This window comes from Agarivorans sp. Alg241-V36, from assembly GCF_900537085.1.
Lineage (GTDB): Bacteria > Pseudomonadota > Gammaproteobacteria > Enterobacterales > Celerinatantimonadaceae > Agarivorans.
In genome coordinates, this window is the sequence record NZ_UNRE01000008.1 from 1 (window position 1) to 14,294 (window position 14,294).

14 protein-coding genes are annotated in these 14,294 nt (G+C 43.6%); 11 read left to right on the top strand and 3 right to left on the bottom strand.

From position 1 onward, the window contains the following. Window positions 1-1,147 (bottom strand): IS3 family transposase gene (locus tag G6R11_RS17400; protein WP_163134348.1). Its coding sequence is split into 2 segments (ribosomal slippage), with 1,148 coding nucleotides annotated over them: window positions 1-796 and window positions 796-1,147; the frame shifts between segments, so codons are not numbered across the junction. This gene is flagged as partial in the annotation. A 103-nt stretch (window positions 1,148-1,250) separates the two neighbouring features. After that, complete coding sequence (rne, locus tag G6R11_RS17405) at window positions 1,251-4,181, bottom strand: ribonuclease E (RefSeq protein ID WP_163134349.1); 2,931 nt, start codon at window positions 4,179-4,181, stop codon at window positions 1,251-1,253. Between the two features lie 413 nt (window positions 4,182-4,594). On the opposite strand from rne, the gene rluC reads away from it, so the two are divergent. Beyond that, a complete protein-coding gene (gene rluC, locus G6R11_RS17410) occupies window positions 4,595-5,545 on the top strand; it encodes a 23S rRNA pseudouridine(955/2504/2580) synthase RluC (protein WP_163134350.1) in 951 nt (316 codons plus the stop codon). 42 nt (window positions 5,546-5,587) lie between these two features. On the opposite strand, the gene G6R11_RS17415 is transcribed toward rluC, so the two are convergent. After that, the gene (locus G6R11_RS17415) at window positions 5,588-6,172 is read right to left on the bottom strand and encodes a nucleoside triphosphate pyrophosphatase (RefSeq protein ID WP_163134351.1); all 585 of its coding nucleotides are present in this window, start codon (window positions 6,170-6,172) and stop codon (window positions 5,588-5,590) included. Window positions 6,173-6,302: 130 nt separating this feature from the next. Between G6R11_RS17415 and yceD the strand changes: the two genes are divergently transcribed. From yceD to mltG, 10 genes are all read left to right on the top strand, one after another. Next, complete coding sequence (gene yceD, locus G6R11_RS17420) at window positions 6,303-6,833, top strand: 23S rRNA accumulation protein YceD (protein WP_163134352.1); 531 nt, start codon at window positions 6,303-6,305, stop codon at window positions 6,831-6,833. A gap of 12 nt (window positions 6,834-6,845) precedes the next feature. Next, a complete protein-coding gene (gene rpmF, locus G6R11_RS17425; RefSeq protein WP_016403344.1) occupies window positions 6,846-7,019 on the top strand; it encodes a 50S ribosomal protein L32 in 174 nt (57 codons plus the stop codon). A gap of 11 nt (window positions 7,020-7,030) precedes the next feature. Continuing rightward, window positions 7,031-8,056 carry a phosphate acyltransferase PlsX gene (gene plsX / locus G6R11_RS17430; RefSeq protein WP_163134353.1) on the top strand — a complete coding sequence of 342 codons (1,026 nt, stop codon included), beginning with the start codon at window positions 7,031-7,033 and terminating at the stop codon, window positions 8,054-8,056. 7 nt (window positions 8,057-8,063) lie between these two features. Then, complete coding sequence (locus G6R11_RS17435; RefSeq protein WP_163134354.1) at window positions 8,064-9,023, top strand: beta-ketoacyl-ACP synthase III; 960 nt, start codon at window positions 8,064-8,066, stop codon at window positions 9,021-9,023. Between the two features lie 15 nt (window positions 9,024-9,038). Continuing rightward, window positions 9,039-9,971: an ACP S-malonyltransferase gene (fabD, locus tag G6R11_RS17440; RefSeq protein WP_163134355.1), complete on the top strand. Its 933-nt coding sequence runs from the start codon at window positions 9,039-9,041 to the stop codon at window positions 9,969-9,971. Between the two features lie 13 nt (window positions 9,972-9,984). Further along, the gene (gene fabG, locus G6R11_RS17445) at window positions 9,985-10,719 is read left to right on the top strand and encodes a 3-oxoacyl-ACP reductase FabG (RefSeq protein ID WP_163134356.1); all 735 of its coding nucleotides are present in this window, start codon (window positions 9,985-9,987) and stop codon (window positions 10,717-10,719) included. A 165-nt stretch (window positions 10,720-10,884) separates the two neighbouring features. Then, a complete protein-coding gene (gene acpP, locus G6R11_RS17450; protein ID WP_016403339.1) occupies window positions 10,885-11,121 on the top strand; it encodes an acyl carrier protein in 237 nt (78 codons plus the stop codon). Between the two features lie 75 nt (window positions 11,122-11,196). Then, complete coding sequence (gene fabF / locus G6R11_RS17455; protein ID WP_163134357.1) at window positions 11,197-12,441, top strand: beta-ketoacyl-ACP synthase II; 1,245 nt, start codon at window positions 11,197-11,199, stop codon at window positions 12,439-12,441. A gap of 73 nt (window positions 12,442-12,514) precedes the next feature. Beyond that, window positions 12,515-13,306, top strand: a complete 792-nt coding sequence (pabC, locus tag G6R11_RS17460) for an aminodeoxychorismate lyase (RefSeq protein WP_163134358.1) — start codon at window positions 12,515-12,517, stop codon at window positions 13,304-13,306. After that, window positions 13,296-14,291 (top strand): endolytic transglycosylase MltG, encoded by a 996-nt coding sequence (mltG, locus tag G6R11_RS17465; protein ID WP_163134359.1) that lies wholly within the window; start codon window positions 13,296-13,298, stop codon window positions 14,289-14,291. Before pabC ends, mltG begins: the two co-directional genes overlap by 11 nt. The last annotated feature ends 3 nt before the right edge of the window (window positions 14,292-14,294 follow it).

Genomic DNA, 14,294 nt, shown 5'->3' on the forward strand with positions numbered 1-14,294 from the left:
GCGTTGTATATCGCTATCGATTCTTTTACAAGTATCTTCATTTCTTTAAGCGTTTTACATCGGTACAGTAAAAACTCCTGCTTCAGTATTCCGTTTATCCTTTCCGCCAACGCATTTTGGTAGCAATCATAACCGTCTGTCATCGAGGGTCGAATTTGGTTTATCAACAGYTCATCCTGATAAACTGCCGAGCAGTATTGTGAGCCTCGGTCTGAGTGGTGTACCGTGTTAGCGATATAGCGCTTATCTTTAACCGCCATTTTCAGGGCCTTCACTACGCTGTCAGCTTTCATGTCCTCACTCAAGTGATGACCGACTATTTTACGAGAAGCAGCATCGGTCACCAGCGACAGATAGTGTACACCTTGGTCTGATTCAAGATAGGTTATGTCGCTAACCAGTACATGCTCTGCATCATGTAACCCTTCCTCTTTCAGCAGGTTAGGATGTTTCTTCATCCAGTGCTTGCTGAATGTCGTTTTGGTGAAGCTTCTCTTTGGTTTAACCAGCAAACCATCACGTCTCAAATAGGCAAAGAGCCCATCTCGTCCAAGTTTAATGTCGTGCTCAAGGAGTTTAGGCTTTATCAACACGTAGAGCTTGCGTACACCCAATCGCGGCATATATTTACGCCAGTACTGTACCCAGTCTTTGATGACCGATAACGTCGCTCTACGGTTTTCCATTCGGGCGACCGCCTGATAAATAGATTGCCGTGAAATACCCGCCGCGCGACATGCAGCAGCTAGGTTTATTTCGCTGTCGGTTTTCGCTTGCCAGATGTACCGGATAAGTACTTTTTTCTAAGGCCCGCTCCGTATTCATTGTCCATGATATCGACCATACCATTGAGGATTTGGTTACGTAGCTTCTCTTCGGCTAACTCACGCTCAAGGCGCTTGATTGTTTCGGCTGGCGTTTCTTTTGAATTAGGCATAAGGGGATGCTGAAATGGTTTTGACCAATCAAGCCTACCATGTTTTCTGAGCCAAACCAGTACTGTTGAACGCCCCTGAATGCCAAATCGGGCTTGAGCTTGTTTGTAAGTCATTTCGCCTTTTTCGACGCGCTCTACGACACCTAATTTAAAGGCTAAGGTGTAATCTCGTTGTGTGCGCTTAGGGCTTGAGTTAATGGGTGTTGTCATAAAGAAGTCCTCTTTATGTCAACCTATTTCCGGACGGGACAAAGAGCATTAAAAAGGCCAGCATGTTGCTGGCCTTTTTAGTTATTTATCTGTCAAAGGTCTATTAGTTTGGTTTACTCATAGGGCTTTGTGCAGAAGTACTAGAGCTGCTTGATTGCACGCGACGAGAACCAACAGTAATCGGCTTACGTACATAAGGCTTTTTAACGACTTCTTCGGTCTGTTCTGATTTAGGTGCAGGCACTACAGCAGCAGGTTTTGCCATTACTGCAGAAGCATTACCTTTACCTTCTACTTTGCTAGGCTTTAATTTGCCGCGGTTGCTACGCTTTGGCTTAACTTCAGCTTTAACCGCATCAACTTTAACTTCATCAGCTTTCGCTTCAACAACAGGCGCTTCAGCTTTGGCTTCAACTTTTGCTTCAACTGCAGGTGCTTCAGCTTTTGCTTCAACTACAGGAGCTTCAGCTTTTGCTTCAACTGCAGGTGCTTCAGCTTTCGCTTCAACTGCAGGTGCTTCAGCTTTCGCTTCAACAACAGGAGCTTCAGCTTTCGCTTCAACAACAGGAGCTTCAGCTTTTGCTTCAACTGCAGGTGCTTCAGCTTTTGCTTCAACAACAGGAGCTTCAGCTTCAACAACAGGAGCTTCAGCTTTCGCTTCAACAACAGTTGCTTCGGCTTTTGCTTCAACTGCAGGTGCTTCAGTTTTTGCTTCTACAATTGGTGCACTGGCTTCGTTTTCAGGGTAGCGAGTATCAACTGCTGATTCTTGAGCGTTAGTCTCTGCTTTTGGTAGGTCATTAAAACGCTTACGGCCAGCATTACTTGAAGAGCGACGGCGGCGCTTAGGCTTCGGCGCTTCAGCATTGTCGTTAGTTTGCGCTACAGGAGCTTCAGCTTTTGGTGAAGCCTGCTCGGCTTTCTTAGCTACTGGCTTCTCTACAATTGCTTGATCAGCTTTTTGCTCACTAGCTTCATTGTTAGGCTTTTCTGCATTTACGCGAACCTTTTTACGCAAGTTGCGACGCTCACGGCGTTCTTTAACTTGACGTTCTTTCTGCTCTTTCTGCTCTTTTGGCGCGCGTTGCTTAGTAGGCTTAGCTTCTTGTGGAGTTTCATTTTCAGCCTTGTCTCTCGCAGGCTTATTGCGTTGATCTTTACGGCGACGGTTACTGTTTGAACCTTCGTTTCGATCATTTCGCTCTTTGCGCTCAGGACGTTCTTGATTTTTGTTATTACGCTTATCACCACGTTGATTGTTGCGACGACTATTGCGTTTGTCTCGTTGGGTATTTTTGCTACGAGTTTGCTTCTTCGGAGCAGGCTTCTCTTCGCTTGCAAACATGGCACTAAAGAATGCGATGATACGGGTTAACAGCGAAGGCTCAGCAGCTTTGTTAGCTGGTTTGCTAGTTTTAGCTGGAGCACTAGGTGCCGCTGGTGAACTAAAACCTTGCAGCACAGGTTGTTCAGCCTCAATTTTCTCTTTAGCTACTTGGTTTGGTTGATAAACAGGAGAGGGGTTTTCAGCGGTAAGCTGATAGCTAGTCTCTTGAGTTTCTTCACCAGAACGAACTCGGGTTACGTCGTAGTGAGGCGTTTCCATGTGTTGATTAGGAATAATCACTAATCGAACGTTATGGCGTTTTTCAAGCTTGTTAATAGCAACGCGTTTTTCGTTAAGCAAGTAAGCTGCTACAGGCACTGGCACTTGAGCATGTACTTCTGAGGTGTTCTCTTTGAGCGCTTCTTCTTCAAACAAACGAAGAATAGATAATGCTAAAGACTCGTTGTCTCGAATTGTTCCTTGGCCGTTACAGCGAGGACAAATATGCGTGCTTGATTCACCTAGTGATGGACGTAGGCGTTGGCGAGACATTTCTAATAAACCGAAGCGTGAAATACGACCAACTTGAACACGAGCTCGGTCTTGGCGTACTGCTTCACGGAAGCGATTTTCTACTTCACGTTGGTTTTTAACCGGCGTCATATCGATAAAATCGATAACGACTAGGCCGCCTAAGTCACGCAAGCGAAGTTGGCGAGCAATTTCGTCTGATGCTTCCAAGTTGGTTTGCAGTGCTGTTTCTTCAATATCTCCGCCCTTAGTTGCACGAGCAGAGTTGATATCAATTGAGGTTAAGGCTTCAGTTGGATCAATGACAATCGAGCCGCCTGATGGAAGGCGCACTTCGCGTTGGAAAGCTGATTCGATTTGCGATTCAATCTGGTAATGATTGAACATTGGTACTTCGCCTTCGTAACGCTTTACACGGCTTACGAAGTCTGGGCGAACCAACTCAATGTGCTTTTTGGCTTGATCAAAGATGGTTTTATTATCGATGAGAATTTCGCCAACATCACGACGTAAGTAATCACGGATTGCGCGAACAATTACATTGCTTTCTTGGTGTATAAGGAAAGGAGCTGACTTAGACTCTGAAGCATCTGTAATAGCGCCCCAGTGATTAAGCAGTACTTTTAGATCCCATTGAAGCTCTTCAGCAGATTTACCAACGCCAGCAGTACGAACGATAAGTCCCATGCCATTTGGTAATTCAAGACCATTCATTGCTTCTTTAAGCTGAGTGCGTTCATCACCTTCGATACGGCGAGAAATACCACCTGCACGAGGGTTATTTGGCATTAATACTAAGTAGCTACCCGCTAAGCTTATAAAAGTAGTTAAAGCTGCGCCTTTGTTGCCACGTTCTTCTTTATCGATTTGAACGATGACTTCTTGGCCTTCTTTAACTACTTCCTTGATGCTTGGGCGTCCTTGATAGACGTAGCCTTCTGGGAAGTATTCGCGAGCAATTTCCTTCATTGGAAGGAAACCATGACGCTCTGCGCCGTAGTCAACAAATGCAGCTTCTAAACTTGGCTCTACGCGGGTAATTTTGCCTTTGTAAATATTCGCTTTTTTCTGTTCGTGACCAGGACTTTCTATGTCTAGATCGTATAGCCGTTGGCCATCGACCAATGCAACGCGCATCTCTTCTAGCTGCATTGCATTAATTAACATTCTTTTCATTTATGTTGCCTTGGGGTTTGTTTGATTTAAACAACCTCATGGACAGCAATTAACCTGCCTTAAATGGCCAGACCCTGTGTTTAATGTAAGAGCGTATAGGTAACCTCCCGGTTAGCTTCTCTAGTCCTTAGGGCGCATTTTGGCGCTTGTATAAATATGAGTCCCGCAAACTTAGCTTGCCGAACTTTACAATCTATTCTATATAGCTTTGATTTAAGGCAAATAATTGTGATTGCCTATCAGGTTGCTATGAAAATTCTTAGTTTCGACAGCGTCATAATTTACAAAATAATGCGCTTCGAATACGGTGCCAAATAAGGAAAACCTTTAAAAACGGGCACTTTAAGCCTTACAAATATAGCAAAGCTATATTTTTCCATCAAATTATTTATGAGCATGTTACAATTTTTGCTATGAATACCGAAAATAAAGCAGTTCAGATGGTCACGGTTAGTGACGACGAGGCTGGACAAAGAATAGATAACTTCCTATTAAAACGGCTAAAAGGGGTACCTAAAAGTCGTATTTATCGCATTTTGCGTAAAGGGGAGGTTAGGGTTAACAAAAAACGCGTTAAACCCGAATATAAGATAGTGGCAGAAGATATCGTCAGAATCCCGCCTATCCGTGTTTCTGAGGAAACAGGCTTACCATCTAACAAGCTCAATCAGGTTGTTCAGTTAGAACAACAAATTGTTTATGAAGATGACAGTTTACTGGTACTTAATAAGCCTTCTGGAATGGCTGTACATGGTGGCAGTGGTTTAAGCTTCGGCGTTATCGAAGCTTTGCGCTCATTACGCCAAGATTGTCGCTATTTAGAGCTGGTTCATCGAATAGACCGTGATACTTCTGGTTTGTTGGTGATTGCCAAAAAACGCAGTGCCCTGCGCGAGATGCATCGCCAGTTAAGAGAAAAGGTTGTTCAAAAAGACTATCTAACCTTAGTGCATGGTCAATGGCCAAAATCAGTAAGAACAGTAGATGCGCCATTACGTAAAAACGCAGTGGCATCGGGTGAGCGAATTGTTATTGTTGATCAAGCGGAAGGAAAGCCTTCGTTTACTCGCTATCGTATTGAGCGCAGGTTTGCCGATATGACGCTCATGAAAGCAAGCCCGGTGACTGGCAGAACGCATCAAATACGCGTGCACAGCTTATATGAAGGGCATAGCATTGCCGGAGACGATAAGTATACCGATAAGGCTTTGCTGGCCGCGACAGAGGCAAAAGGATTGAATCGTTTGTTTTTGCACGCCTGGCAAATACGCTTTGAGCACCCGGCAACCCAAAAAGAAATGCATTTAACCGCGCCTTTAGAGCCAAGTTTAAAACGCTTTTGTGATCAGCTTGATCCTTTGTAGTGGGTTTTAAAGAAAAAGGAGCTTAGCTCCTTTTTCTTTTCACTAAGCTAGTAATCTAAAACCTTGGCTTTCTAATAAACTACAAAGCTTAATTAAAGGAAGGCCAATTAAGGTATTTGGGTCGTCACCCCTTAAATGCTTGAATAACACTATTCCAGCTCCTTCACTTTTAAAGCTTCCGGCACAGTTATAGGGTTGCTCTACGTTTAAGTAATGCTCTATGAGGTTGTCGGAGAGTTCTCTAAAGCCTACTTCAAAGGTATCCACTAGGCTTTGCATTTGCTGAGTATCACTATTGTAAAGTGCTAAGCCGGTATAAAAGGTGATCGCTTGACCACTGGCTGCTTTTAATTGTGCAACCGCATTTTGATGATTACCCGGTTTACCTACAATTTCACCATTAATGCAGCAAACTTGATCAGAGCCTATAATCAGATGCTTGGGAAAGAGAGTTTGACCAGCAAGCGCTTTTTGTTCAGCTAAACGTAAAACTAATTGTTCAGGTGTTTCGCCATGCTGCGGCGATTCATCAATATCAGGATTGAAGCAATCAAATGTAGGGCAAACTTTTTGTAAGAGTTGTTTTCTGTAAGCAGAGCTTGAGGCAAGAATTAGTCGATTATCCATCGTTTTTTAACCAAAATTAACAGTCTGCTGATTTTAAACGCAATCTTTAGCGATAGCGATACTTTAAAGGCAGTAAAAAAGCACAAATTGTTTTGACTATCACTGAGTGTAACTATATTATGCGCGCCTTATGCAAAAAGTGAAATTACCAGTAGAGATTGACCCGTTTAAGACGGCTAAGCGAAAGTTAGATTATGAGGGCTTCCTCGAGATCAAACGATTGCCTCGTTTTAGCGATGCAACCTTGAAAGTGAATAGTGATGTAGACGTCTGGTTGCGCTTTGGAACTGATCCGCAAGGATTGGTTGTCGTTCAAGGCAAAGCGTTAGCTGAGGTGGAGTTAGAGTGCCAACGTTGTAGTGAAACTTTTAGTTACGCTATTGATGTTGAGTTTACTTACTCGCCAGTCTGCGATGAATCGCAAGTGGAAGAGTTACCAGAAGATTACGAACCACTACAATTAAATGAAGACAACTACTTTTTAGTGGCTGAATTGATTGAAGACGAGTTGTTATTAGCGTTGCCAATCATTCCTAAACATCCGATAGAGGATTGCAAGGTACAGCAAAACGAACAAGTATTTGGTGAAATTGACGTTGTAGAGGAAGAATCTAAACCAAATCCGTTTGCAGTGTTACAAAGTTTAAAAAAGAAAGACTAGGAGACTGGGTCAATGGCTGTTCAGAAAAGTAAAGTTACACGTTCAAGACGTGGCATGCGTCGTTCACACGATGCGATCGAAAACAATGTTGCATTAACAACTGACGCTACTTCAGGTGAGCTTCACCGTCGTCACCATGTTACTGCTGACGGTTACTACCGCGGTAACAAGGTAATCAACAAGTAAATTTTTGCATTTTGCAAAAACTTACTATTGCAGTTGATGCAATGGGGGGCGATGTTGGCCCCCATGTTACAGTGCCTGCCGTTGCGCAGGCACTTAACTATTACCCTCATTTGCATGTTACCTTAATCGGCGACAAGCACTTTATTAACTCCCTGTTAATAGAGCAGCAAATCTCTCAGCACCCTCGCTTAGAGTTTGTTCATTCCAGCCAAGTTGTTTCCGCCAACGATAAACCTATTACTGCATTGCGTTCTAGACGCCAATCTTCAATGCGCTTAGCTCTTGATTTAGTTCATCAACAACAAGCTGATGCATGCGTTAGCGCCGGTAACACAGGCGCGTTAATGGCAATGGCCAAAGTAGTTCTTAAGTTGTTACCTGGTATAGAGCGACCAGCTCTAGTGACTCATCTACCCGAAGAGAACGGCCAAGGCAGCCTGTTATTAGATTTAGGCGCTAACTCAAGTTGTGATTCGGAAGTATTAATGCAATTTGCCGTAATGGGTGCGTCATTAGCGGAAAGTGTTTGGGGCCTACCTAAACCACGAGTCGCTTTGTTAAATATTGGTGAAGAACAAATAAAGGGTAATGACGTTGTAAAACAAACCGCGCAACTTCTTGAAAACTCAAGCGCGATTAATTACATTGGCTTTGTTGAGGGGAATCAGATATTTAGTGGTAAAGCAGACGTCATCGTTTGTGATGGTTTTGTAGGCAATGTTGCGCTAAAAACAGCCGAAGGTGTTTCCCAACTGATACTGGCTAAATTAAAGAAACAATTTGACGTAAACTGGTTCGCGAGGTTTATACTCAAGTTGTTTTTGCCGAGCTTAAAATCTCAATTAAAACAGCTGAACCCCGACCAGTATAATGGAGCGAGTCTGTTAGGATTGCGCGGCATTGTAATTAAGAGTCATGGGCATGCCGATGAAAAGGCATTTTTGCAAGCTATTCACCAAGCCGTCGCCGAGATACAACAGCAAGTTCCAAGCCGTATTACCGACAAACTTGAATCTTTATTAATTGATAAGCATTAAGTCTTTTATGTACTCAAAAATATTATCTACAGGTAGTTATCTGCCAACGAATGTTAGAACTAACTCAGATCTTGAGCAAATGGTAGAAACCAGTGATCAATGGATTACTGACCGTACCGGTATTAAAGAACGCCGAATTGCTGGTAATAATGAGTCAGTTGCTGATATGGGCGCATTCGCTGCTGAATTAGCCATTGAAAGAGCCGGTATAGATAAGAACGACATCGGGCTTATTATCCTTGCCACCACCTCGAGCGAGAATGCATTTCCTGCAGCAGCTTGTGAGGTTCAGGCAAAGCTAGAACTTCCAGGAGTACCTGCTTTTGATATTGCTGCGGCATGTGCAGGATTTACTTATGCCTTAAGTGTTGCCGACCAGTACATAAAAAGTGGTTTGGTGAAAAAGGCACTGGTTATTGGTGCCGACAAGTTGTCGCACATGTGTAATCCAGAAGACCGTTCTACCATTATTTTATTTGGTGATGGTGCTGGGGCTGTGTTACTTGGTGCAAGTGAAGAGCCTGGGCTATTGTCTACACATATTCATGCAGATGGCCGTTACGGCGATTTGCTTAAACTTCCACACCCGCAACGTGGTATGTCAGGCACCGAAATGGAGTCGTATATGACCATGAGCGGTAACGAAGTCTTCAAAGTTGCGGTAACTCGCTTAAGCGAAATTGTGACAGAAACGCTTGCTGCCAACGGCATCGAAAAAGCCGAATTAGATTGGTTGGTGCCACACCAAGCCAATTTCAGAATTATTAAAGCTACCGCTAAAAAGCTTGCTATGCCGTTAGATAAAGTGGTGCTTACTTTAGACCGACATGGCAATACATCAGCGGCCTCTGTACCCATTGCTTTAGATGAAGCCGTAACCGACGGGCGTATTCAACGAGGCCAGCTAGTATTACTAGAAGCATTTGGTGGTGGTTTTGCGTGGGGCAGTGCCCTAGTTAGATTTTAATTATTAGGATAGATGATGAGTAAATTAGCATTTGTATTTCCAGGACAAGGCTCACAAAGCGTTGGCATGTTAGCCGAGCTTATTAGTGAGTATCCGGTAGTTGCTGATACCTTTAAACAAGCATCAGACGTGCTTGGTTATGATTTAGCAGGATTAATCGCCAATGGCCCTGCAGAAGATTTGAACGAAACCAGTCGCACTCAACCTGCTTTGTTAACTGCTTCTGTTGCCTTGTGGCGTTTATGGAATGAGTTAGGCGGCACCAAACCTGCCGTTTTAGCTGGCCATAGTTTAGGTGAGTACTCTGCGCTTACTTGTGCCGGTGTACTAGACTTTGCAGACGCCCTTAAGTTAGTTGAATATCGCGGTCAGTTGATGCAAAAAGCGGTTCCAGCCGGTGTTGGTGCTATGTCTGCCATTATTGGTTTAGGTAATCAGGAGATTATCGAAGCCTGTGAGAAAGCCGCTGAGGACCAAGTAGTCACTGCGGTTAACTTCAATTCTCCTGGCCAAGTGGTTATTGCTGGACATAAAGAAGCAGTAGACCGCGCCAATGTATTATGTAAAGAAGCTGGCGCTAAACGAGCATTACCACTGCCAGTAAGCGTGCCTTCGCACTGTGCCTTAATGCAACCTGCTGCAGATGAATTAGCAGGATACATTGAAGGAATTTCATTCTCTGAGCCAAAATTCGATGTGATTAACAACGTCGATGTGGCAATAGAGCGAGATGCAAAAGCAATAAAGCTAGCGCTTATCAAACAACTCTACAGCCCAGTTCGCTGGACCGAAAGTGTAGAAGCAATGGCGGCCCGTGGAATTGAAACTGTATACGAGTGTGGGCCGGGTAAAGTTCTTAGTGGCTTAGTTAAGCGGATCCACAAGCCATTAGTTGCTGCAGCGATTAATGATGTAACTTCTATTAAAACTGCTTTAGATAATAAGTAACGAGGAATATTCAATGTCTCTACAAGGTAAAGTTGCCTTAGTAACTGGCGCAAGCCGTGGTATTGGCCGAGCAACCGCTGAAACGCTGGTAGCTCGAGGCGCAACAGTTATAGGAACTGCTACTTCAGAGAAAGGTGCCGAAGCGATTGCTGCCTACCTAGGCGAAAATGGTACTGGTTTAGCCTTAGATGTAACATCAAGCGACTCAATTGCTCAATTATTTGCTGATATTAAAGCAAAGTATGGCGATATCGACATTTTAGTGAACAACGCTGGTATTACCCGCGACAACCTATTAATGCGTATGAAAGATGATGAGTGGGAAGATATTATTTCTACCAACTTAACCTCTATTTTCCGTTTAAGCAAAGCGGTGTTACGTGCAATGATGAAAAAACGCAATGGCCGTATCATTAGCATTGGTTCAGTAGTAGGTACCATGGGTAACGCTGGCCAAGCTAACTATTCAGCAGCTAAAGCCGGAGTATTAGGTTTCACTCGCTCGTTAGCGCGTGAAGTGGCTTCTCGTGGGATCACAGTAAATGCAATTGCTCCGGGTTTTATTGAAACAGATATGACTCGAGCACTTGACGAGAATCAACGTGGTGCTATCTTGTCGCAGGTGCCTATGGCGCGTTTAGGTGATGCTGAAGAAATCGCCAAAACGGTTGCTTTTTTAGCAAGCGACGATGCTGCCTATATTACTGGTGAAACTATTCACGTTAATGGCGGGATGTACATGGTTTAAGCAGTGGCTTAAAAAATGTGCAAAAAATTGATAGATCGCAAGTTTTTTATAAAAATAACTACGAAAAACGTGGTTAGACCACTACGGTTAGACTTGCAAAGTAATTCGGTTTGAATACACTATCGCAACAACGCAGAAGCGTATTTACTAAGGAAAAATATTGTCATGAGTGCAATTGAAGAACGTGTTAAAAAAATCATCATCGAGCAACTAGGTGTAAGCGAAGACGAAGTTAAAAACGAAGCTTCATTCGTTGACGATTTAGGCGCTGACTCTTTGGATACAGTTGAATTGGTTATGGCTTTAGAAGAAGAATTCGATACTGAAATCCCTGATGAAGAAGCTGAGAAGATCACAACTGTTCAAGCTGCAATTGATTACGTTCTAAATAATCAAGATTAATAAAAAAGTGGGCGGCATCAGTCGCCCATTTTGCATCCCCCTAAGATAAGTAAATCCCCCCTTGGAGGCATTTCAGTGACTAAGCGTAGAGTCGTTGTTACTGGTATTGGTGCACTATCACCAGTAGGTAATACCGCTGAATTAACTTGGCAAGCCCTTAAAGCTGGCCAAAGTGGCATTGGCCCTATCGAACACTTTGATACAGAATCTTTCCCAACCCGTTTTGCAGGTTTGGTAAAAGACTTCAATGTTGAAGAGTTCATGAGTAAGAAAGACGCACGCAAAATGGATGCGTTTATTCAATACGGAATCGCAGCAGGCCTAATGGCGTTTGATGATGCCGGTATTGAAGTTACCGAGGAAAATGCAGACAGCATTGGGGTATCAATTGGATCAGGCATTGGTGGCCTTGGTTTAATTGAACAGAATCATGAAAATTATTTAAAAAATGGACCTCGTAAGATCAGTCCGTTTTTTGTTCCATCAACCATTATTAATATGGTTGCAGGTCACCTTTCAATTATGAAAGGTCTAAAAGGCCCTAACATTGCCGTGACCACCGCTTGTACTACCGGTGCCCATGCGATTGGTCTTGCCGCGCGTATGATTGCCTATGGCGATGCTAGCGTAATGTTAGCCGGCGGTGCAGAAAAAGCCTCTACTCATCTTGGAATGGGTGGCTTTGGCGCAGCAAAAGCTTTGTCTACTCGAAATGATGACCCAACCAAAGCTAGCCGCCCTTGGGATCAAGACCGCGACGGTTTTGTATTAGGTGATGGCGCTGGTGTGGTTGTTTTAGAAGAATACGAAGCCGCTAAAGCACGTGGTGCAAAAATTTATGCCGAACTGGTTGGTTTTGGTATGAGTGGTGATGCTTACCACATGACATCGCCACCAGCAGACGGTGATGGCGCTGCTCGCTCTATGGCTGCTGCAATTAAAGATGCTGGCATCGATGCTTCAGAAATTGATTACATCAATGCTCACGGTACTTCAACGCCAGCCGGTGATGTAGCCGAGACTCAAGCTGTTAAGTCAGTTTTTGGCGAGCATGCAAAAGAAGTATTGGTTAGCTCTACCAAATCTATGACCGGTCACCTATTGGGTGCTGCAGGCGCGGTTGAAGCCATTGTGTCTATCTTGGCGATTCGCGACCAAATTGCTCCTCCAACTATTAACTTGGAAAACCCAAGTGAAGGTTGTGACTTGGATTATGTTGTAGGCAAAGCGCGCGAGGCCAAAATTGAATACGCTCTGTCTAATTCTTTTGGTTTTGGCGGCACTAATGGTTCATTGGTATTCAAGAAAATTGATGCCTAATCAACTTACAGCGCTATAGCAAATGAAAGCCTGATGTTATCATCGGGCTTTTTTATATCTAGGATTGTTGAGTTTGTCAGACGCTTCTTTGTCAAAGTTTGACCGTGGCTTAAACTATGGTGACGGTTTTTTCACTAGTATGCTGGTACAGTCTGGTGAAGTAAAACTGTGGAATTATCACCAACAACGTTTACAAGGTGCCCAGCAGCAGCTTGCTTTTCCTGACCTCGATTTTGTTCAGATTAAACAACAAGCTGATAGGCTTGCCAGTGACAAAAGTCATGCTGTATTAAAAATAGTGGTAACTCGAGGTGAAGGCGGAAGGGGCTACGGACTACCTGAACTCGTACAACCGAATGTTTTGATGACCTTGTCTGACTTTCCAGAAAGTTATTTGAGCCTTAGAGACAAAGGGATTACTCTCGGTATTGCCAAGCAGCGTTTAGCTAGCGGTAGCGCATTTTCGTCGATAAAAACGCTTAATCGTTTAGAACAAGTGCAATTAAAAAGAGAAGCCGATCTAGCAGAACTTTCCGATTTGGTTTGTTGTGATATTTTTGATCGCGTTGTAGAGGGTGTTGCTTCTAACTTATTCTGGATTAAGGGTAAAGTTATATATACCAGTGATCTTGATGGCGCCGGCGTGGCCGGTGTGCAGCGCCAGTTTTTGCTTGATAATGTGGCTGATTCTCCCTATCAAATGAGCGTCGGTAAATTTCAACTAGCAGATTTACAGTCTGCCGATGAAATATTTGTCAGCAACGCTGTACTGCAGTTTGCACCCGTTAATACCTTTAACCAGCGCAACTATCAGCGCTTTCCTGTTTGTCGTTGGTTCCAAAATTTGGTGACACATGCTTCGTAAAGTAATACTTGGTTTTATCAGCTTTTCGCTAATTGCTGGTTTCTTTTCATATAAGTGGTTTGATAATTATTTAGTTGAGCAATGGGAGTTGCCCAGAACTAGCCAAGTTCAACAGATTTCAGTTGGAGCTGGCTCCAATATTTATCGGGCGGCCCAGCAAGTATTCGCTGATGCTGAGCAAGATACCTGGTGGCTACGTGTATGGTTTAAGCTTCATCCTCAGCATAGCGCGATTAAAAAAGGTTTGTACCAGCTAGATGAAGAGCTTAGTTATGCTCAGTTAAGCCAAATACTCGCCAGCGGCAAAGTGGTGCAATTTAAAGTAAGCCTCATTGAAGGTGAAACTTTTCAGCAGTTTTGGGAAAAGTTAAATCAAACCAAAGGCATCACACCTAGCGATAAAACAGAGCAAGAACTATTAGCCTGGCTTGAAGTAGAGCAGGGCAAATTAGAAGGTTTGTTGTTACCCGAAACATACTTCTTTGTTAACAATACCTCCGCCGAAAAGATCGTAAGACGCGCTAAGCTAGCTTTGGATAAAGTATTAGCGGAGCAATGGGATAAACGTAACCAAGAGGTTCCGCTTAAAAATCCCTATGAAGCACTGATTCTGGCATCAATTATCGAAAAAGAAACAGGCGCTAAGTTTGAGCGACCACGAATTGCTTCGGTCTTTGTAAATCGTCTTAATAAAGGCATGCGCTTGCAAACCGACCCTACGGTTATCTACGGCATGGGAGATCGTTACGACGGTAATATTCGTCGCAAAGATTTACGTGAAGCGACGCCTTACAATACCTATGTTATTCGTGCTCTTCCGCCAACGCCTATTGCCATGGCCAGCGAAGACGCGATTATCGCGGCGTTAAATCCCGAGCAATCTAATTACTACTATTTTGTGGCTAAAGGTGGTGGTGAGCATTATTTTTCTAAAAATTTGGCTGAGCATAATCGCGCAGTTAGAAAATACATATTAAAGAAATAACTA